16 protein-coding genes are annotated in these 18,681 nt (G+C 75.5%); 7 read left to right on the top strand and 9 right to left on the bottom strand.

The window, feature by feature from the left end; all coding sequences use genetic code 11:
- Window positions 1–88: 88 nt before the first annotated feature.
- The gene (locus IE170_RS15725; RefSeq protein WP_223856146.1) at window positions 89–310 is read left to right on the top strand and encodes a chaplin; all 222 of its coding nucleotides are present in this window, start codon (window positions 89–91) and stop codon (window positions 308–310) included.
- A 97-nt stretch (window positions 311–407) separates the two neighbouring features.
- Here the strand turns inward: IE170_RS15725 and IE170_RS15720 are convergent, their stop codons facing one another.
- The 3 genes from IE170_RS15720 to IE170_RS15710 all read right to left on the bottom strand — a co-directional run bounded on the left by IE170_RS15720 (window position 408) and on the right by IE170_RS15710 (window position 3,728).
- Entirely contained in the window at window positions 408–1,841 is a 1,434-nt protein-coding gene (locus IE170_RS15720; RefSeq protein ID WP_189810002.1) for a GH1 family beta-glucosidase, read from the bottom strand.
- Window positions 1,842–2,047: 206 nt separating this feature from the next.
- Entirely contained in the window at window positions 2,048–2,692 is a 645-nt protein-coding gene (locus IE170_RS15715) for a hypothetical protein (RefSeq protein WP_189810001.1), read from the bottom strand.
- 133 nt (window positions 2,693–2,825) lie between these two features.
- On the bottom strand, window positions 2,826–3,728 hold the full coding sequence (locus tag IE170_RS15710) for an NAD-dependent epimerase/dehydratase family protein (protein ID WP_189810000.1): 903 nt from the start codon (window positions 3,726–3,728) through the stop codon (window positions 2,826–2,828).
- Between the two features lie 338 nt (window positions 3,729–4,066).
- Here IE170_RS15710 and IE170_RS15705 point away from each other — a divergent pair, with 338 nt between their 5' ends.
- On the top strand, window positions 4,067–5,998 hold the full coding sequence (locus tag IE170_RS15705; protein WP_189809999.1) for a glycoside hydrolase family 15 protein: 1,932 nt from the start codon (window positions 4,067–4,069) through the stop codon (window positions 5,996–5,998).
- A 60-nt stretch (window positions 5,999–6,058) separates the two neighbouring features.
- On the opposite strand, the gene IE170_RS15700 is transcribed toward IE170_RS15705, so the two are convergent.
- The 3 genes from IE170_RS15700 to IE170_RS15690 form a co-directional block, all read right to left on the bottom strand.
- Window positions 6,059–6,748, bottom strand: a complete 690-nt coding sequence (locus tag IE170_RS15700) for an HAD family acid phosphatase (protein ID WP_189809998.1) — start codon at window positions 6,746–6,748, stop codon at window positions 6,059–6,061.
- A gap of 178 nt (window positions 6,749–6,926) precedes the next feature.
- Window positions 6,927–7,658 carry a LamG domain-containing protein gene (locus IE170_RS15695; RefSeq protein WP_229884830.1) on the bottom strand — a complete coding sequence of 244 codons (732 nt, stop codon included), beginning with the start codon at window positions 7,656–7,658 and terminating at the stop codon, window positions 6,927–6,929.
- A 111-nt stretch (window positions 7,659–7,769) separates the two neighbouring features.
- Window positions 7,770–8,171, bottom strand: a complete 402-nt coding sequence (locus tag IE170_RS15690) for a DUF5997 family protein (protein WP_189809997.1) — start codon at window positions 8,169–8,171, stop codon at window positions 7,770–7,772.
- A gap of 57 nt (window positions 8,172–8,228) precedes the next feature.
- Here IE170_RS15690 and IE170_RS15685 point away from each other — a divergent pair, with 57 nt between their 5' ends.
- Window positions 8,229–9,059 carry a LysR family transcriptional regulator substrate-binding protein gene (locus tag IE170_RS15685; protein WP_189809996.1) on the top strand — a complete coding sequence of 277 codons (831 nt, stop codon included), beginning with the start codon at window positions 8,229–8,231 and terminating at the stop codon, window positions 9,057–9,059.
- A 31-nt stretch (window positions 9,060–9,090) separates the two neighbouring features.
- Here IE170_RS15685 and IE170_RS15680 read toward each other — a convergent pair whose 3' ends face one another.
- The 3 genes from IE170_RS15680 to IE170_RS15670 all read right to left on the bottom strand — a co-directional run bounded on the left by IE170_RS15680 (window position 9,091) and on the right by IE170_RS15670 (window position 11,425).
- Entirely contained in the window at window positions 9,091–9,831 is a 741-nt protein-coding gene (locus tag IE170_RS15680; protein ID WP_189809995.1) for a PP2C family protein-serine/threonine phosphatase, read from the bottom strand.
- A gap of 42 nt (window positions 9,832–9,873) precedes the next feature.
- The gene (locus IE170_RS15675) at window positions 9,874–10,992 is read right to left on the bottom strand and encodes a site-2 protease family protein (RefSeq protein WP_189809994.1); all 1,119 of its coding nucleotides are present in this window, start codon (window positions 10,990–10,992) and stop codon (window positions 9,874–9,876) included.
- Window positions 10,993–11,083: 91 nt separating this feature from the next.
- Window positions 11,084–11,425, bottom strand: a complete 342-nt coding sequence (locus IE170_RS15670) for a hypothetical protein (RefSeq protein ID WP_189809993.1) — start codon at window positions 11,423–11,425, stop codon at window positions 11,084–11,086.
- A 320-nt stretch (window positions 11,426–11,745) separates the two neighbouring features.
- Here IE170_RS15670 and IE170_RS15665 point away from each other — a divergent pair, with 320 nt between their 5' ends.
- The 4 genes from IE170_RS15665 to IE170_RS15650 all read left to right on the top strand — a co-directional run.
- On the top strand, window positions 11,746–13,860 hold the full coding sequence (locus tag IE170_RS15665) for a hypothetical protein (RefSeq protein WP_189809992.1): 2,115 nt from the start codon (window positions 11,746–11,748) through the stop codon (window positions 13,858–13,860).
- Between the two features lie 78 nt (window positions 13,861–13,938).
- Window positions 13,939–15,585 (top strand): ABC transporter substrate-binding protein, encoded by a 1,647-nt coding sequence (locus IE170_RS15660; protein WP_189809991.1) that lies wholly within the window; start codon window positions 13,939–13,941, stop codon window positions 15,583–15,585.
- Window positions 15,586–15,924: 339 nt separating this feature from the next.
- Window positions 15,925–17,706, top strand: a complete 1,782-nt coding sequence (locus tag IE170_RS15655) for an enoyl-CoA hydratase-related protein (RefSeq protein WP_189809990.1) — start codon at window positions 15,925–15,927, stop codon at window positions 17,704–17,706.
- 128 nt (window positions 17,707–17,834) lie between these two features.
- On the top strand, window positions 17,835–18,681 hold an 847-nt coding region (locus tag IE170_RS15650), incomplete at its 3' end, for an NADH-quinone oxidoreductase subunit B family protein (protein WP_229884829.1).

Below are 18,681 nucleotides of genomic sequence, written 5' to 3'. Positions count from 1 at the left end.
TGAATCGGGCGGGTACGCAGCGGATTGGTATGGGATGGGCCGTGCACACCCGCTCACTCGATGGGAGACCCACATGAAGATCCGCACCATGGCCGCGGCTGCCTGCCTGGCCGTCTGCGCCACGCTCGGCGGGGTCGGAACCGCCGTCGCGGACAGCACGGCCAACGGCGCGGCCATCGGCTCGCCGGGCGTTCTCTCGGGCAACGTGGTCCAGATCCCGATCCACATCCCGATCAACCTGTGCGGCAACAGCATCAACGTGATCGGCGCGCTGAACCCGACGGCCGGGAACGTCTGCGTCAACTCCTGACACGGTGCGGAGGGCGGTGCCGCCGCCAGGCTTCGGCGGCACCGCCCCCGCGCGCCCGGCGGCGCCCCGCGGGGCGCCGCCGCCGGCCCGCCCCCGGTCACCTGCCGCGCCTGATCACCCCGCGGTACCAGGCGTACGAGTCCTTCGGGGTCCGCCGCAGCGTCGCGTAGTCGACGTGGACGAGTCCGAACCGCTGCCGGTGGCCCTCCGCCCACTCGAAGTTGTCGAGGATCGACCACACGAAGTACCCGCGGACGTCGACCCCCTCCTCCATCGCCCGGTGCAGGGCCCGCAGATGGCCGTCGTGGTACGCGATCCGGCGGGCGTCCGCCACGCGCCCGGTCACCGGATCGGGCCCGTCCCCGTACGAGCAGCCGTTCTCCGTGACGTACAGCGGCGGCAGGCGGTCGCCGTAGCGGCGGTGCATGCCGGTGAGGAGCTCCCGCAGACCGTCCGGGACCACCGGCCAGCCGAAGTCGGTCCGCTCGTACCCTTCGATCTCCCGCAGTGCGAAGGGGAGTTCGGGCGGCAGCCGGATGCCGGCGTAGGAACTCCCGCCCTCCGAAAGGGTGTCCGCCGGCTGCGGGGCGCCTACGCGGACCGGGTTGTAGTAGTTGACGCCGTACCAGTCCAGCGGGGCGGAGATCGTCCGCAGGTCCTCCGCGACCGGGCCCGGCATCATCGCGGCCAGGCCCTCGTCGGGGTAGCCGCCGGTCAGGACCGGGTCGGCGAACATCCGGTTCGTCAGCAGGTCGTACAGCTCGGCCGCCGCACGGTCCTCCTCGCCGTCCCCCGCCGCCCACACGGGGCTGTGCGAGGCGGCGATGCCGATTCGCTGCGCGCCGGCCGCGCGCAGTGCCTGCACGCCGAGGCCGTGGGCCAGCAGCTGGTGGTGGGCCGCCGGCAGGGCGTCGAAGAGGAGCCGCCTGCCCGGCGCGTGCTCCCCGATGCCGTAGCCGAGGAGAGTGACCTCGGCGGGCTCGTTGACGGTGATCCACATCGGGACCCGGTCGGCCAGCCGCTCGGCGACCACCGAGGCGTACGCGGCGAACCGCTCGGCGGTGTCCCGGTTCAGCCAGCCGCCGCGCTCCTCCAGCGCCAGCGGGGTGTCCCAGTGGAAGAGAGTGGGGGCCGGCGCGATGCCGCGGGCGCACAGCTCGTCGACGAGCCGGTCGTAGAAGTCCAGCCCCGCGTGGTTGACCGGGCCGTGCCCGTCGGGGAGGACCCGCGGCCAGGAGACCGAGAACCGGTAGGCGCCCACGCCGAGTCCGGCCATGAGGGCCACGTCCTCGCGGTAGCGCTCGTAGTGCCCGCAGGCCGTCTCCGCGAGGGTGCCGTCCTTGATGCCGCCGGGCCGGCGCGTGAAGGCGTCCCAGGTGGAGGGGGCGCGGCCGTCCGCGGTCGTCGCCCCCTCCACCTGGAAGGCGGAGGCCGAGACGCCCCACAGGAAGTCGGAGGGGAACTCCGGAAGCGGCGCGGGGTGGGGGCCGGCGAGCGGATCGGGACGGGGGCCGGGCAGGCGCGGGGTCATACGCGGGCTCACTTCGGTCGCGGGGGCGCGGGGCGGTGCTGCACCGACTTTTCGCCGCCAATGGCCGCCCTGTCAACGGAAAGGTGAACACTTCTCAACTTCAGCGCACGGACGGGCCCCCGGGCCGCCCCGACGACCTGCCCCGCTCCCCGCGCGCCCCCGCCATAGGCCCGCCCCCCCGCAGGGGTGCGGGGCCGCGCGCCCGGCTACGGGGTGGCGGCCCGGGCGCCGATCCCGGACAGCTCCAGCGCCCGCAGCATCGCCGGCAGGTCCCAGCCGTCGCCGTGCGGGCTCTGCGCCCGCTCCACCAGCTGCTCCAGGTCCTCCCGCCGGAGCCGGTAGCCCTCCGCCGCGGCCAGCAGCTCCTCCCCGACGGCTCGGGCCACGCCCAGCTCCCAGCGGATCTCCTCGCCGGCGAACCGCCCGATGCCGCCGTCCAGGCCGTCGTCCTCCAGCGTCTCCGGGTACGGGGCACGGGCCCAGGCGCCGGCCTCGTACCAGTACACGCAGCCCAGCTGCGCCCCCTCCAGCAGGTCGTCCAGCGTGGCGCGGGGCAGCCAGTCGGGGGCCCCGGCGAGCATGTCCACGGCCGGCTCGTGCCACTTCACGCCGCTCGACTCGTCCTCGCCGTACAGCGCGTACCGTCCGCCGCCCAGCGGTTCGAACGTCCACCACGTACAGCCGCCGTCGTCGAGGTGCAGGCCCTCGGCGTCGACCCACGTTCCGGAGCGGTGGACGCCGCGCCCCTCGGCAGCGGTCGACGCCTGCAGGACGGCGGCCAGCGCCCACCGCGCCCACAGCGCCTCCGCGGCGGGCAGGTCCCCGGGGCGCCCCGGCCGGTGAATCGTCATGGGTGGTGCTCCTCCTGTCGGCGCCGGCTCCCACCGGCATGATCGCAACCACCCCTCAGGACTGCTCCGGCAGCCTGCCGGTTCCCTCCGCCGCCGGGCCGGCGCCGGGGAACGCCCGTGCGGGCCCACCCCCTCAGCGGGCCCGGCCGGCGCCCGGGCCCGGTCGCCGGGGCGTCCAGCCGAGCTGCGCCGTGGCCTTGGCGTGCGAGACGCGCAGCGTCGTGTCGAGCATCAGGTCGCCGAGGTAGGGGACCATGCGGCGCAGCAGCCGTCCCGGCAGCCGCAGCGACCGCCGGCCGCCGCGTGCGAGGGCGGCGGCCTCGCCCCATGTGGCGGGTGCGTCGTCGACGATGTTGTACGCCTCTCCCGCGCCCCCGTGTTCCAGCGCGGCGACCGTCGCGGCGGCGGCGTCCTGGACGTGCACCCACGACATGACACCGCCTCCGCCTACCGGTACGGGGACGGTCCGGCTCGCCGGGTCGGGGTCGAACCAGGTGCCCGGCCCGTGGAAGACGCCGTACCGCAGGGCCGTGCCCGCGACGTGCCGGGCGGCGAACACGCGGCTCTCGACGGCGGTGAGCCCGTCGACCACGTGGTCGGAGACCGTGCCGCGGAGCACCCCGAACGGGTCGCGCTCGGTCAGCATCCGGTCGCCGTGGTCGCCGTAGCCGTAGCCGGTGACCAGGGACTGCGCCACGAAGCGGGTGGCGCCGAGCACGCCGGCCGCCTCCAGCAGGTGCTCGGTGCCCGCGGCGCGCAGCACGTTCGAGGGGTCGTCCGCCGTCAGGGTCCGCTTCGGGGCCTTGAGCGCGGTCAGCTGGTGGACCACCGCGTCGGCGGTGCGGCCCTCGACCGCGCGCAGCAGGCCCTCCCGGTCGAGCGCGTCGGCGTGCACCGGTTCGGCCCCCAGGTCGCGGACACGCCGCGCCGAGGCCTCGGACCGGGCCAGTGCCAGCACCTCGTGCCCGCCCGCGAGCAGCAGGCGGGTCAGGGGGCGGCCGATCGCCCCGGTCGCACCGGCCAGCAGCACCTTCATCGTTCCCTGCCTCCTCCGCGGCACGGGGCTCCCCGCCCCGGTCGTGCCGCGCTCGCACGATGCGCCGAGCCGCTCCGAGTGTCGCGGCGCGGCGCCTTCACACCCTCCGGACCGCGCGGCCCGCCCGTTCGTGACAGCCGGACGCACCGCGACCGTGTGACGTGCGCCATACCGGGCGGCAGGGGGTGGGGCCGCGGCCGGCGGCCGAGCGCGGGTGTCACACCATCGGATGGAATCACCGCCCGCTCGGGTGGAACACGCCGCGGCGCCCCGGCGGCGCCGCACCGGACAGGCACAGTGGGGGCCCGCCCCACCCCCCGACAGAAGGGCCGCACCCTATGCCGTTCGCGACGGGCGTGCTCCCCGCCGTGCTGTCCGCCGTGCTCGCCGCGGCACCGTCCGCCGCGCCGCAGGCCCTGCCGTCCGGGGGCCCGCCGGGCGACACCGGCGCCCGTTCGGCGCCCCGCCCCGCGGCGGCCCCGTACGACGGGCAGCCCCTGCACCCGACCGCCCTGTTCGGGGTGAAGTCCCCCGACCACGCTGCCGCCCAGGAATTCACCGTCGACAGCAGCCGCATCACCCGCGTGAGCGTCTACGTGGGCAGCGCGGCCGGCACCGGCAGCATCACCGCGCAGATCCGCCGCGACAAGGCCGACCCCGCGTCCGCCCTCGCCTCCCGGACCGTCACCCTCGCCTCGCTGGGCGGGGCGGGCGCCGGCTGGCTGGAGTTCCCCCTCACCGCGGACGTCACCCCCGGCACCCCTTACCACCTGCACCTCCAGGCGACGACCGCCGAGAGCGGCAACATCGCCTGGTACGGCACGAAGAGCGCCGTCCCCGGCTCCCTCACCAGCTGGAACCACGACCGGGCCTACTGGGGCGGATGGCACGCCGACCCCACCCGGCTCGCCTTCCACGTGAACCCCTCCGGCAGCGAGCGCTGCGGCGAGACGGAGCCCTGCTACGTGCCCGCCACCGCCCTGGCCGCCCGCACTGCCGGCCTGCTCTCCAACGGCACCGCCGTCGAGGCGATCGCCCCCTCCTTCGCGGTCGGCGCCTCCTACCTCGACGGCAGCCATGTGCTCCGCCTGCCGTCCGGCCGGTGGCGCCACCTGCCCGACGGGGCGACGGCCTCGGTCGTCGTCCCCGCCGAGGACCCCGGTGCCCGCGCCCGGATCGAGGAGAGCCGCGCCTGGCTCGCTTCCGGCCGGATCCCCGGCGCCGGCACGCCCCGGCAGGCCGCCGCGGAGCGCGCCCTGCTCTCACTGCGCGCGCTGCTCCGGCCGAACGGCGCCTTCGCCGCGGGGTGGGCGCCCGCCTGGGAGTACTCGTGGCCGCGCGACGGGGCGTTCGCCGCCGTCGCCTTCGCGGCCACCGGCCACGACGAGGAGGCGTACCGGATCCTGCGGTACGACGCCGCGACGCAGCGTCCGGACGGCACCTGGGAGGCCCGGACGAAGCTCGACGGCAGTGGCCCGCCCGACGCCCGGGCCTGGCAGCTCGACGCCAACGGCTGGGTGCCGTGGGCGACGTGGCACTGGTACCGGCAGGCTCCGGCCGCGGATCGCGAGGCGCGGCTGCGGGCCCTGTACCCCATGGTGCGCAAGGCTGCCGACCACGCCGCCGGCTCGGTCGGCGCGGACGGGCTGCCGCCCGCCTCCCCGGACTACTGGGAACTGGGCACCGACAGCCCCAACATCGGCACCGCGGCCCCGCTGCTCGCCGGCCTCAACGCGGCCGCCGACCTCGCCGCCGGCCTCGGCGAGACCGGCGACCGGGACCGCTGGGCCGGCGCCGCGCGGAGGCTCTCGGCGGGCATCGCCGCCTCCTTCGCCCCGGGCGGCTACCCGCGCACCGCCGACGGGCGGCACGGCCGGGACAGCGCCGCCGCGTTCATGGCGCCGCCGGTCAACAACGCCCCGCCCGCCCTGGCCGCGGCGCTGGACTCCACGTACGAGGCCCTGCTGCTGCCCAACGGCGGGCTCTCCCCGGGCAACGACCCCGGCTTCAGCTGGGGTTCGTACGCCTGGACCGCCAGTACCTCCTTCTTCGCGGTGGCCTGGGCGCACACCGGCGAGGGCGCCAAGGCGGACCGGGTGCTGGACTGGGTGCTGTCCAAGCGGAACGGGCTGGGCGAACTCCCGGAGACCGTCAACGGATCGGGCCGGCCCTCGGCGGTGGTGCCCCTCGGCTGGACCGGTGCGCTGCTGCTGATCGCCACCCTGGCCCGGGACGGCGCCCCGCTGCCGGCGCCGCCGCTGCGGCCGTAGCGGCACGGGTGGGGGCGCCGGGTCCGGGAGGGCGGCCCGGGTCCGGCGCCGCGCGTCCGGTCAGGACAGCTTGCCGCCGTAGTCCGGCAGCTTGAAGGTGCGCTCCGCGTGGCCGCCGACCAGGTCGCTCTGCTTGTTGCCGATGTTGGCGATGATCGTGTACCCGCGCGACTCGATCTCGGCGCGCTGCTCGGTCTTGTACGCGCTGACCTCCTCGAAGAGGTCGGGCAGGTCCCGGACGTACAGCCCCGACACCGGGTAGCCCACCTGCTTGAGGTTCCAGTCGGTGAGCGAGCCGATGATGCCCGGGCGGGCGGTGACGAAGAAGATCGCGGCGCCGTGCTCGTGGGCGTACCGGGTCAGGTCGCGCACCTCTGCGATGGCCGGCGTCGGGAGCGTCCAGAACCAGTGGAAGTCCGTCTCCAGCGAGGAGTTGTCGATGTCGAGGACGATCGCGGGGCGCTCGCCGGAGGGCGAGCGGGCAAGGCGCTGCTCGACGTACGGGCGGGCCTCGGCCACGACGGCGGCGACGTCGCGCTTCCACATGCCGTAGTCGATGCCGTGGATCGCCGCGTTGCCGCCGGGCGCCCAGGTCGTCGGGGCGGCCTGTGCGGCAGCGGGGGCGGGCGCCGCCCCGGGGGCCGCCGACGCGGTCGTGGCGGGGGCCAGCAGCAGGGCGGCGGTCGCGGCCGCCGTGCCGGCGGCGGTTCCGAGGGTGCGTATGCGGCTGCGGGTACGGGTGCTGCGCATGTGGGGGCGCTCCTCACGACATGGGGATTTGGCATGTACGCGGCCAGAATCCGCACGATCGCAAGGGATGTCTACCGGTCGGTAGGGAATTTCTTCCGGCCTTCCGGTGAACAGCCGTACCCGGCAGTCGAATCGGGTGCCCGGGCGGCGGGGTCCGTCAGGTCCGCCGCGCGCGGCCCTAGCGCGTGATGCGCAGGTAGGCGACCTCGTAGGACATCTCCGAGACGTCCGGTTCGGGGGCAGGGTGGTAACGGCCCGCGCACACGGACAGGTTGACGATGATGTACGCCCGCCAGCGCCGCCCGACCCCGGTGCGGTCGGCGTACACGCGGGTGCCGTTCACCCACCAGACGACCGACCTGGCGCCGAACTTCACCTTCAGGTCGACCCAGCCGCCGGGCTCGACGGCCGGGTTGCGGTAGTAGTGCGAGCCGCCGCCGCGGACGTGGTTGGAGAGTTCGAGGAGGTCCGGGTTGTCGGGGTGGTACTCGAAGACGTCGACCTCGTTGCCGCCGTCGCGCCAGGTCCAGATCGCCGGCCAGGCGCCGAGCTCCCGCGGGAGTCTGACGCGGGCCTCCAGGACGTCCTCCGCGCGCAGTTGGAAGCCTTCCCCGCTGCCCTCGGTGGTCAGCAGTCCCGCGTCCCACTTGCCGTCGGGGCGGCGGGTCGCGCGAAACGTTCCGCTGCGGCTGTACGCGGGGTCGGGGACGAGGTGGTCGAGCTTGTTGTCGCCGGGGTTGACCGGGCCGCCGTTCGGATAGGCCCAGGACCGGCCGGCGACCCATTGAGTGGTGGAGGTGAAGTCGGCAGTGAACACCGTCGTGGCGGCAGGGCGGAACCATGCCAGGAGTTGCGAGATCACACGAAATGCCTGCCCGTGCGGCAGGTCGCCCATTCTGCGGATCTCCACCGGAACCGCCCGAAACGGTCTCGGTGCACCAGTGCGCCGGGTCTGCTCCGGCGCACCGGGCGCCCCTCGGCACACGTGCGGGTCACACGGTGTGCGAGGGGCGGGCGCGTCTCAGGCGCCGGCCTGCCCGCGCGCCTCGCGCTCGGCGTTGCGCTCCTTGATCCGCACCGCTTCCTTGCGGACCTCGGCCTGCGTGGCGCGCTCCTTCTGCAGCCACTCCGGGTTCTCCTGCTTCAGGGCGTCGATCTGCTCGGTGGTGAGCGCTTCCGTGACGCCGCCGCGGGCGAGGCCCGCGATGGAGACGCCGAGCCGGGCCGCGACCACCGGGCGCGGGTGCGGGCCGAGCCGCCGCAGGTCCTGGAGCCACTGGGGCGGGTCGGCCTGCAGCGCGTTCAGCTCGCTGCGGGAGACGACCCCCTCCCGGAATTCCGCGGGGGTGGCCTCGAGGTACACACCCAGCTTCTTCGCCGCGGTGGCGGGCTTCATGGTCTGGGCGGTCTTGTGCGACGTCATGCGACAAGAATATCGAGCGTGTGCACTACTCCTGACCACGCCCGGTAACCTGGGCGGGTGACAGGCTCGGAAGCATCTCCCTCGTTCCGGCTCGCGTACGTCCCCGGAGTGACGCCCAGCAAGTGGGTGCGGATCTGGAACGAGCGCCTGCCCGACGTCCCGCTCACTCTCGTGCAGGTCTCCGCCACGGAGGCGCCGGACACGCTCCGTGACGGCGGGGCGGACGCGGGCCTCGTCCGGATCCCCGCGGACCGCGGCGGCCTCGCGGCGATCCCCCTGTACACCGAGACCACGGTCGTCGTGGTCCCGAAGGACCACCTCGTGGCCGCCGTCGACGAGGTGTCCACCGCCGACCTCGCCGACGAGATCGTCCTGCACCCCCTCGACGACACCCTCGACTGGGAGGCCCTGCCCGGCCGTCCCGCGTTCGAGCGGCCGGCGACCACCGCCGACGCGGTCGAGCTCGTCGCGGCCGGGATCGGCGTACTCGTCGTGCCCCAGTCGCTGGCCCGCCTGCACCACCGCAAGGACCTGACGTACCGGCCCGTCACCGACGCCCCCGCCTCCCGGGTGGCGCTCTCCTGGCCCGAGGCCGACCCCACGCCCGACCTGGTCGAGCACTTCATCGGCATCGTCCGCGGCCGCACCGTCAACAGCACCCGCGGCCCCCAGCGGGACACGCAGGACGCCAAGGGCGGCAGCCGGGGCGCCGCCGCCGGAAAGGCCGCGACCCGACGGAACGCGCGCGGCGGAGCCACCGGCGGCAAGGGCGGTACGGCGAAGAGCGGCGCAGGCAAGGGAAGTACGGCCAAGGGCGGCAGGGGAGCCGGGCCCGCCAAGGGCGCCCGCACCGCCAAGGGGGCCAAGGGCGGCCGCCGCCGGCCCTGACCGCGAGCCGCCCGCCGGGCCGTACGTACGCCTACGAGCCGATCCGCACCAGCGCGAGCGTGATGTTGTCGGGCCCGCCCGCCTCGATGGCGGCCCGCCACAGCTCGAACACGGCCCTGCCGTCGTCGTGGACCCGCAGCAGCTCCCCGACCTCCTCCTCCGGGACCGGATCGGTCAGCCCGTCCGAGCAGACCAGGTAGCGCGCCCCCGGGCCGAGCGGCTCCACCGAGACGTGCGGGAGGACCAGGCCGGGCCCGCCCCCGCCGCCGATCGCCTGCGTGAGCACCGACGACGTCCGCATCCCCGGCGGCAGCGGGGGGTTGTCGTCCACGCTCACCAGCCTCAGCTCCTCCGCGGTCGCGTCGAAGACACGGCTGTCGCCCACGTTGAACGACACCAGCGACTCGTCGAGGACGGCGACGCCCGCGACGGTCGTGCCCATCGCGGTCAGCCCCGGATCGCCGTCCGCGGCCGCGTACACGGCCCGGTCGCACAGCGAGACGGCCTCGCGGACCGCCTCCTCGCCGTCCAGGGCGAACCCGAGGGCGGAGAGCTGCCGCACCACGAGCGCGCTGGCCACCTCCCCGGCCGGCTGCCCGCCGATGCCGTCGGCCACCGCCACGACGAGGGGGTCGCCGAGCGGGAAGACGAACGTCTGCGGGGTGCGGGTGGCGGTGGCGCACAGCGTCCACGGTCCGACGACGAGGCTGTCCTCGTTGTGGTCGCGGATCAGGCCGGGGTGGCTCAGGGCGCTCACGGCTACGTACGGCATCGCACCCTCCATTGTCGTCCGGTACGCCGCCGCCCGCGCGGCTCAGCCGCCCAGTGCGCGCCGGCGCTGCATCCGGGCGATGTCGGAGGCCGTCACGATCCCGACGAGCCTACCGCCGTCCACCACCAGCACCGGCAGCCCGGTGCCCGGCCGCAGCCGGTCGAGCGCCTCCGCCAGCGGCAGGTCCGGCGGGGCCACCGCATACCGCTCCACCGGGTTCCCCACGTCGCGCACCCGCAACTGATCGCGCCGCTCCTCGGGGACCGCCGCCAGCCGGGCCACCTCCACCACCCCGCTGGGGCGGCCGTCGAAGTCGTGCAGCGGCAGCAGGGAGTGCCGCGCGTCCAGCGCCACCTCGTCGATGAACCGCCGCACGCTCAGCCAGTCCGCCGCCGCGGCCACCGGGCTCGTCATCGCGTCGGCCACGCGCACCCCCTCCAGCGCGGAGCGCAGCTCGGCGGTCCGCCGCTCGGCGGCGGCGACGAAGGCCATGAACAGGCCGATCAGGACGAGCCACAGCCCGTCCGGCGCCCCCCGCAGGAACGCGACCCACCCGCCCGCCGCGAGCAGCATGCCGAAGACCTGGCCGCTGCGCGAGGCCGCCCGCTCGGCCCGCTCCCGGTCGCCCGTGCGCCACCACAGCAGCGCGTGCAGTACGCGGCCACCGTCGAGGGGCGCAGCCGGCAGGAGGTTGAACACGCCGAGGAAGAGGTTCGTCCAGCCCAGCCACACCAGGACGGCCGCCGGGACCTCCCACCCGGTCAGGGCCCGCATCCCGACCCCGGCACTGAACGCCGCACCCCCGAGCAGCAGGCTCACCAGCGGCCCGCTCACCGCCACCCGGAACGCCGCCCCGGCCGTCGGGGGCCGGCCCATCCGGGTCATGCCGCCGAGCGCCCACAGCGTCACGTCCTCGACGGCGATCTTCCTGCGGCGGGCGGCCGCGGCGTGCGCCGCCTCGTGCAGCAGCAGGCTGGCCACCAGGGCGAGCGCGCCGACGGCCGCGGCCGCGGTGTAGACGGCGTCCGACCGGCCCGGAGTCCAGGCGGGCAGGGTCCGGCGGCCGAGCCCGTACGCGAAGAGCAGCACGAGCAGCGGCACGCTCCAGTGCATCCGCAGCGGAACGCCGACCACCCGCCCGACGGGGACCGAGCCGTTCATCTCCGCCTCCTGCCCTCGGCAGCCGGCACACAAGCCCATTGTCGCGCCGGCCGCCCGCGCGCGGCCGGGAGCGCGGGCCGCCGCGGCGGGGTCAGCCCGCGGCCGGCGCGGCGTCCAGCTCCCAGGCGTGGCGCTTGAACTCCCGAAGGAAGTCGGCGTGGTCCTCCCACTGCCTGGCGATGCCGCGCAGCACGTCCCAGTGGTGCTCCACCGACTGGTCGATGACCCGGCGCAGCGCCGCGTCGGCCGTCTCCCGCTTCTCCATCAGGCCCCTGACCGCCGACGCCTCCAGCACCGCGTTGCGCAGCGCCCGCAGCGCCCGGGAGGTGTCGTCCATCGCGAAGCCGCGCTCACTGCCCGTGGCCTCGTCGAACAGGGGCGTGAGGCGCGCCTCGATGAAGGCGGTGATCCGCTCGAAGTGCTGCACGTCCATCGGGGGCTCCCTCTCCGGCCGCACGCGGCGGCCCGGCACATCTGGTCGTCGTTCCTGGCGCGGGCGGGTGCCGCCGGCGCGGTTGCAGCATAACGAGCGAAGATCGTCCCCCCGGATCGCCGGGGCGGGCGGCGCCGCATACGCAACAGGCGGTCCACAGCCCTGCAACGGTTGCGCGGATACCCATCGCTCCCCGTCCCCCCGGTGTTACCTTCCGTGTCGTCGGTGCGTTCCATCTCACAGCAGTCGGGGGGCGGTCAGTGGTGAGCGCTGCGGCGGAGTTCGGCCGTGCCGAGGGGGCGGAGGCCTTCCTCCGGAACATGATCTGGCGCCGTCCCGGCCAGCGGCAGCCGGTGGTCGCACTGCTGGGGCCCCGTATGTCGGGCAAGTCCAGCCTGCTGCGGGCCGTGTCCCAGGGCTGCGGCTCGACCGTGGTGCACGCCCACCTCGACTTCCACGAGAACCCCGTCGACCCGGTGTCCGCGGCCGCCCTGACCGCCTTCCAGATGATGCGCGGCTGGGACACCCTGCGCCGCGGCCCCGTCTTCCACCGCTTCGCCCTCGGACTGCTCGCGCTGAACGAGGAGCTGGATCCGGACCGGGCCCGCGCCACCGACCAGATCCGCGGCCTGATCCAGCAGTACACCCGCAACACCCGCCGCGGCCGGTTCGCCTCCCGCTTGGAGGAGGCCGTCGACGCCACGATGGACATCGTCGCCACCGGTGTCCTCAGCCCGCTGGTCTCAGGCCCCCGCGAGACGGCCTCCGCCGCACGCGAGCGGGCCCGGCCCGTGATCGGCTCGCTGCTCCAGGGCCCCGCCCGGTGGGGCCTGCGCGACGCGTTGCGCTGGCACGTCGGCATCCCCGAGGCGGAGGCCGCGGGCTCCGTCGACGCCCTGATCCGGCTCAGCTCCGCCTCCCGTTCCGCGGTGGTCGCGCCGCTGATGGCGGCGTTCCTCGCCGACGCCAAGGACCAGGCCGAGCGCCACCCGGCCCTGCGGTCGGCGTGCTCGTGCGAGATACCCGAGCCCGAGCGGGCCCGCGGCCGGCACGACCACGCCTGGGTCCTGCTGGTGGACGGTGCGCAGACCCCGGCCGGCCGACGCTTCCTGTCCGCGCTCGTCGCCGCCCGGCTGCGCAACGCGCAGAGCGAGCCGGGCGCGGCGGCCGCCGCCGACCCCGTCGTCGTCCTCGCCGCCTGCGACCAGTGGCAGCCCGAGTGGACGACCCGCTGGTGCGAGCCCTGGCGCACCACTCCGCTGCCCGACACCCCGCAGCGCCGCATCCCCCTGCTGTCCCGGGCCTCCCGCACGGTGTGGACCCGCCAGGACGGGGCCGGCGCGGCACCGGACGCCGCCTCGGCGGCGCACTACTGGTATCCGGTGTGGCTCGACCCGATGCCCGAGGAGCGGGCCGGGGCCGTCGCCGACGACGGGGCCCTGCTCGCCGCGCCCGTCCCCGCGCCCGTCGTGCACGCCCTGACCGGCGGGCACTGGGGCGCCGTCCTCGCCGTGCAGGAGCAGCGGGCCGGCACCTCCCCCGACGCGGACGCCGCCGAACGCGGGAGACCCCTGCCCGCCGCCGTCGACGCGGACGGCAGACCCCTGTGGTCGCGGGCCCTGGAGGCCTGCATGCCAGAGGGCCTGGCCGTGCCCGCGGGGCCCTGGACCGCACCGCCGCCCGCGGTCCTGGCCGCCGCCTACCTCGCGGACATGCGCACCGCGGACGACCCCCGGGTGCCGCCCGAGATAGCCGACCTGCCGCGGAGCCTGGAGCTGCTCCGCCGCAACCTGTGGGTCAGCACGTTCTTCCACCGCCCGTCCCTCATCCGGGAGGTGGGCTGGGGCGAGGCCGACCGGCCCGCCGTCCTGCACCCGTGGCTGAGCCGCTGCGCCCTCACCGCCCTGTCCGCCGCCGGGGCGGCCGGACCGGCCGAGCCCGCCGACCCGGCCGCGCACGCCGCGTCCGACCCCTGGCGGGAGGTGTTCGCCCGCCAGTCCCACGCCCTGGCCCCGCTTGCCGCCGCCCACGGCGGCCCGGCGCCCGCCCGGGAGGAGCAGCAGCTCTTCTACGACCTGTGCCTGGGCGACTTCGCGCCCGTCGCCGAGGCCCTCGCGAACCGCTTCGACCGCGACCACCGCGCGTGGGTGCGGCTCCTCGACTACCTCGCGTCCGCGCCGTGCCGCCTCGTCCAGGAGCGGCCCGCGCACGAGGCGTACGCGGGCCTCCTCGCCGGCATCGAGCGGTCCGGCCGGGACGTGGTCGCCGTCGCCACGGCGAAACTGCTGGCCCTGCTGTGGCTGTACAACGACCCGCTCACCGAGCGCAGCCGCCGCTGGGACGCCCAGATCGAAGAGGGCTTCGAACGCCTCGCGCACAACTCCCGCCTCCTCGACGTCAGCGCCCTCCAGCAGGCGGGCGCCCTGTTCGCCTGACCCGCCCGCGCCGCGGCCCCGTCCGGCCGCTCCCGCACGCCGGGCACCGTACGCACGCACGCACCGCTAGGAGTCCTCATGCCCGCAGGTGTACGCATTCCCCGCTTCGTCCGGTGGCGCCGCCACCCGGTGCTCGCCGGCGCCGCCGCCCTCGTCCTCGCGGCCGGCCTCGTCCTCGGCGGCATACGCGCGTACGAGTGGCTCGTCCCGCCGGATCTGACCTGCGGGAAGGGCATGACGGCCACGGGCCGGGGCCCCACCCTCGCCTGCGTCGGGGTGAACCTGGAGAGCACCCCGTTCACCAAGGACGAGCCCGCCCGCATGCGGGAGCTGGAGAAGACGATCCGCGCGGCCAACGACGCGGTGCGGGGCGAGTCCGCGGGCGTCGTCCTGATGCTGAACCTGTCGCCGGTGGTGGACGTGGACACGCTGACCCACGAGTCGCTGTACCACAACATCGAGGGCGCAGTGACGGCCGTCTGGCGGGCCAACAACACGGCCGCGTACGGCAGTCGGCCCGGCATCAAGCTGTACCTGGCCAACATGGGCAGCCGGTACGGCTCCTGGCGGCAGGCCGTGGACAGCGTCGGGAAGCACGCCGCCTCCGAGCGGATCGCGGCGGTCGTCGGGCTCGGCCAGTCCACCGAGGAGACCCGGCGGGCCGCCGCGGCCATCTCCAAGGAGCTGCACATCCCGGTGATCGGCTCGACGGTCACCGGCAACTCGATGAACCTCGACCCGGACGACCCCGCGAAGCCGATCCCCGACATGTTCCGCGTCGCCCCCACCAACACGCACGCGGTCATCGCCGCCAACCAGTACGCGGGCACGCTCAGCCCGGCCGTCACCTCCCTCGCGGTCATCGCGGACGGCGTCGCCGGCGACGACTACACGGCCACCCTGGCCGCGGAGGCGAAGACCCGCTTCCAGGCGCCGGGCCGCACCGTCACCACCCTGCCCTACACGTCGCCCCGCGAACTGGCCGCCGACTCCGGCCGCCGGAACTACCTGATCGACCAGTTCAACCTGATGCACGCCAATCTCTGCCAGGCCGCCCCGTCGGCCGTGTACTTCGCCGGGCGGGGCCGCGACCTGGGCGCGTTCGTCCAGACCTGGGTGCAGGGCGCGCCGTGCGGGATCGACCGGCTCCGGATCATCGCCGGGGACGACGCCTCGCAGGCCATCCGCGACGAGGCCGTGCTCGACGGGATCAAATCCGGACGGGTCGAGGTGGCGTACACGGCGCTGGCGAGCCCGGAGCAGTGGGGCGAGGACTGCCCCGGCACGGACGCGAAGCGGAACTTCGACCAGTTCCGGTCGGCGTTCACCGGCAGCCCCGACCCGTGCACCAAGCAGGCGCCGGGCACCGGCCAGAGCGGCGCGGCTCCGCTCCGCTTCGATCCGGCGCACCTCGCCAGCGGCCAGGCGATGCTCACGCACGACGCGACGGCCGCCGCGGTCAGCGCGGTCCGGCGGGCGGGGGAGGGGGTCCGCAACCCGGGTCAGCTGACGGGCATCCTGCACCAGTTCTACTGCGCGCAGATGCTGCCGGGAGCGAGCGGCTGGCTCTCCTTCGGCGACGACGGCACCCCGGTCGGCAAGCCGCTGCCGATCGTGCGCATCAACGCGGACGGGACGACGAAGACAGCCTCCCTGACGTGGCCCAGCTCGGCGCCGAACCTGAGCCTGCCGCAGCGCGGCGGTACGGGCGCCCCCGGCTGCTGACGGCCCGGCGGGCGGCGGCGGACCCGGCAGCCGGCCCGGACCGGCGCCGCCCGGCCGGGGCGCCCACCTCCGGGTGACACCCGCCGCAGGGCGCCCCGCCCGGCGCGCCGCCGGCCGGCCCGGACCGGCGCCGCCCGGCCCCGTCCTGTCCTGTCCGCATCCCGCCCGTCCCGGCCCCGCCCCGGTCCTGCCTCCACCAGGTGGCGGGCCGGGGCGCCCACTTCCGGGTGACACCCGCCGTAGGGCGCCCCGCCCGGCGCGCGCCCGTCGCGGACGATCGGCGGCGGCCGGTTCCCCGCCGGCCCGCCCGCCGCCGAGTCCGGACGCTTGGGAGATCCCGTGCACATCCTCCTCGCCGCCAGCGCGTTCAACAGCCTCACGCAGCGCGTCCACGCCGAACTGCGCGAACGCGGGCACAGCGTCGCGGTCGAGCTCGCCCTGCCGGGCACCCGCCTGGCCGACGCCGTCGCGCGGCACCGGCCCGACCTGGTGCTGGCGCCCATGCTGAAGACGGCCATCCCGCCGGAGGTCTTCACCGCGCACACCTGCCTCGTGGTCCACCCCGGCCCGGTGGGCGACCGCGGGCCGTCCTCCCTCGACCGGGCCGTCGGCGACGGCGCGACCCGGTGGGCCGTCACCGTCCTGCAGGCCGAGGCCGAGATGGACGCCGGGGACGTCTGGGCGTCCGTGGAGTGCCCGCTGCCGCCCGTCGCCAAGAGCGACGCCTACCGCGGCGAGATCGCCGACGCCGCCCTGGCCGCGGTCGTCCTGGCCGTCGACCGCTTCGCCTCCGGCACCTTCACGCCCCGGCCGCAGTACACCGGCCGCAGCCGCCCGCCCATGCGCCAGGAGCACCGCCGCATCGACTGGCAGCGCGACGCCACCGACACCGTGGTCCGCACGCTGCGCGCCGCGGACTCCCGGCCCGGCGTCCTCGACGACCTGCTCGGCGGCCGGTGGTACCTGCACGGCGGCCACCGCGAGGACGGTCTGCGCGGCCGGCCCGGCGAGCTCCTCGCCACCCGCGCCGGCGCGGTCTGCCGGGCGACCGCCGACGGGGCCGTGTGGATCCCCGAGCTGCGGGCCGTACGCACCCCCGGGCAGCCCGCCCCCGTCAAGCTCCCCGCCGCCCTCGCCCTCGGCGACCTCCTGCCCGATCTGCCGGACCTCCCCGCCCCGGCCTGGGCGGACACCGGCGCACACGCCGCCGGAAGGCGCACCTGGGCCGACATCTCCTACCGGGAGGAGGGTGCGGCCGGCTTCCTGTCGTTCTCCTTCCCCGGCGGGGCGATGGGCACCGACCACTGCCGGCGCCTGCTCGCCGCGTACCGCGAGGCCTGCACGCGCCCCACCTCCGTCCTCGTCCTCGGCGGGAGCCGCGACTTCTTCTCCAACGGCATCCACCTCGGGGTCATCGAGGCCGCCGCCGACCCGGCCGCCGAGTCCTGGGCCAACATCCACGCCATGAACGACCTGGTGGAGGCCGTCCTCACCACCACCGACCGGCTCGTCGTGGCCGCCCTCGGCGGAAACGCCGCCGCCGGGGGCGCGATGCTCGCGCTCGCCGCGGACGAGGTGTGGTGCCGCTCCGGGGCGGTCCTGAACCCGCACTACCGGCTGATGGGCCTCCACGGCTCCGAATACTGGACGTACACCCTGCCCCGCCGCACCGGCAGCGCCGCCGCGAAGCGGCTGACGGAGGAGGCCCTGCCCGTCGGGGCGGAGGCCGCCCGCCGCCTCGGCCTGGTCGACCGCACCATCGACTGCACCCCGCAGGCCTTCGCGGACGAAACGGCCCGTCTCGCCGTACGGCTGGCGAACTGGCCCGCCACCCACTCCCGCATCGCGGGCAAGAAGGCCCGCCGCGAGGTGGACGAGCAGCTGAGGCCCCTGGCCGCCTACCGGGAGGCGGAGCTGGCGCGGATGGCGGAGGCCTTCGACGACCCCGCCGCCCCCTACCACGCCCTGCGCCGCGCATTCGTGCGCAAGGAGCCCCCCGAGGCCACCCCCGAGCACCTGGCGTGCCGCGTGCCCGGCCGGCGCGTCCCCGCCGCCCCGCGCAGGGCCGACGTCACCGCACCGGCCGAACAGAACAGGGCGGCCGGGACCGACGGCTGTTAGCAAGAAGGGTGGGGGCGGCCGCAGACCTTCCCCCGCGGTCGTCCCGCCCCCGGCGCGCCACGTCCCGGGCGGGCCCCTTCCGCCCCCGGCGCGGCCCCCACGTCCCCGCATCCCTAGGAGCGATCCGCATGGACGCTGCAACGCCGACCCTGCCAGAGACCACGCCAGAGGACCCCACGATCCACATCCTCTGGATCAACGCCGGACTGAGCTGCGACGGCGACTCGGTGTCCCTGACGGCCGCGATGCAGCCCAGCATCGAGGAGATCGTCACCGGCACCCTTCCCGGCCTGCCCAAGATCGCCGTGCACTGGCCGCTGATCGACTTCGAGTGCGGGCCGGTCGACGGCGCCGACACCTTCATCGAGTGGTTCTTCAAGGGCGAGCGCGGCGAGATCGACCCCTTCGTCCTCGTCATCGAGGGCTCCATCCCCAACGAGAAGATCAAGCCCGAGGGCTACTGGTGCGGTTTCGGCGACAACCCGGAGACCGGGCAGCCCATCACGACCAGCGAGTGGATCGACCGGCTGGCGCTCAAGGCGCTCGCCGTCGTCGCCATCGGCACCTGCGCCACGTACGGCGGCATCCACGCGATGGAGGGCAACCCGACCGGCGCGATGGGCCTGCCCGACTACCTCGGCTGGGACTGGAAGTCCAAGGCCGGCATCCCGATCGTCTGCGTGCCCGGCTGCCCCATCCAGCCGGACAACTTCTCGGAGACGCTCACCTACCTGCTCTACCAGGCCGCCGGCTCCGCCCCGATGATCCCCCTGGACGAGAAGCTCCGGCCCACCTGGCTGTTCGGCCAGACCGTCCACGAGGGCTGCGACCGCGCCGGCTACTACGAGCAGGGCCAGTTCGCCGAGTCCTACGACTCCCCGCAGTGCCTGGTCCGCATCGGCTGCTGGGGTCCCGTCGTCAAGTGCAACGTCCCCAAGCGCGGCTGGATGAACGGCATCGGCGGCTGCCCCAACG

The sequence above is a fragment of the Streptomyces toxytricini genome, from assembly GCF_014649915.1.
GTDB lineage: Bacteria > Actinomycetota > Actinomycetes > Streptomycetales > Streptomycetaceae > Streptomyces > Streptomyces toxytricini.
The sequence above is the reverse complement of the archived record's forward strand: the minus strand, read 5'-3'. Positions and strand labels throughout refer to the sequence as shown.

What these genes read in the sequence shown, in the direction of transcription:
- IE170_RS15720 (WP_189810002.1), bottom strand. Translation starts at nt 1,841, where the DNA reads ATGACCCCGCGCCTGCCCGGCCCCCGTCCCGATCCGCTCGCCGGCCCC.
- IE170_RS15715 (WP_189810001.1), bottom strand. Translation starts at nt 2,692, where the DNA reads ATGACGATTCACCGGCCGGGGCGCCCCGGGGACCTGCCCGCCGCGGAG.
- IE170_RS15700 (WP_189809998.1), bottom strand. Translation starts at nt 6,748, where the DNA reads ATGCGCAGCACCCGTACCCGCAGCCGCATACGCACCCTCGGAACCGCC.
- IE170_RS15670 (WP_189809993.1), bottom strand. Translation starts at nt 11,425, where the DNA reads ATGGACGTGCAGCACTTCGAGCGGATCACCGCCTTCATCGAGGCGCGC.
- IE170_RS15690 (WP_189809997.1), bottom strand. Translation starts at nt 8,171, where the DNA reads ATGACGTCGCACAAGACCGCCCAGACCATGAAGCCCGCCACCGCGGCG.
- IE170_RS15710 (WP_189810000.1), bottom strand. Translation starts at nt 3,728, where the DNA reads ATGAAGGTGCTGCTGGCCGGTGCGACCGGGGCGATCGGCCGCCCCCTG.
- IE170_RS15660 (WP_189809991.1), top strand. Translation starts at nt 13,939, where the DNA reads ATGCCCGCAGGTGTACGCATTCCCCGCTTCGTCCGGTGGCGCCGCCAC.
- IE170_RS15705 (WP_189809999.1), top strand. Translation starts at nt 4,067, where the DNA reads ATGCCGTTCGCGACGGGCGTGCTCCCCGCCGTGCTGTCCGCCGTGCTC.
- IE170_RS15680 (WP_189809995.1), bottom strand. Translation starts at nt 9,831, where the DNA reads ATGCCGTACGTAGCCGTGAGCGCCCTGAGCCACCCCGGCCTGATCCGC.
- IE170_RS15725 (WP_223856146.1), top strand. Translation starts at nt 89, where the DNA reads ATGGCCGCGGCTGCCTGCCTGGCCGTCTGCGCCACGCTCGGCGGGGTC.
- IE170_RS15665 (WP_189809992.1), top strand. Translation starts at nt 11,746, where the DNA reads ATGATCTGGCGCCGTCCCGGCCAGCGGCAGCCGGTGGTCGCACTGCTG.
- IE170_RS15675 (WP_189809994.1), bottom strand. Translation starts at nt 10,992, where the DNA reads ATGAACGGCTCGGTCCCCGTCGGGCGGGTGGTCGGCGTTCCGCTGCGG.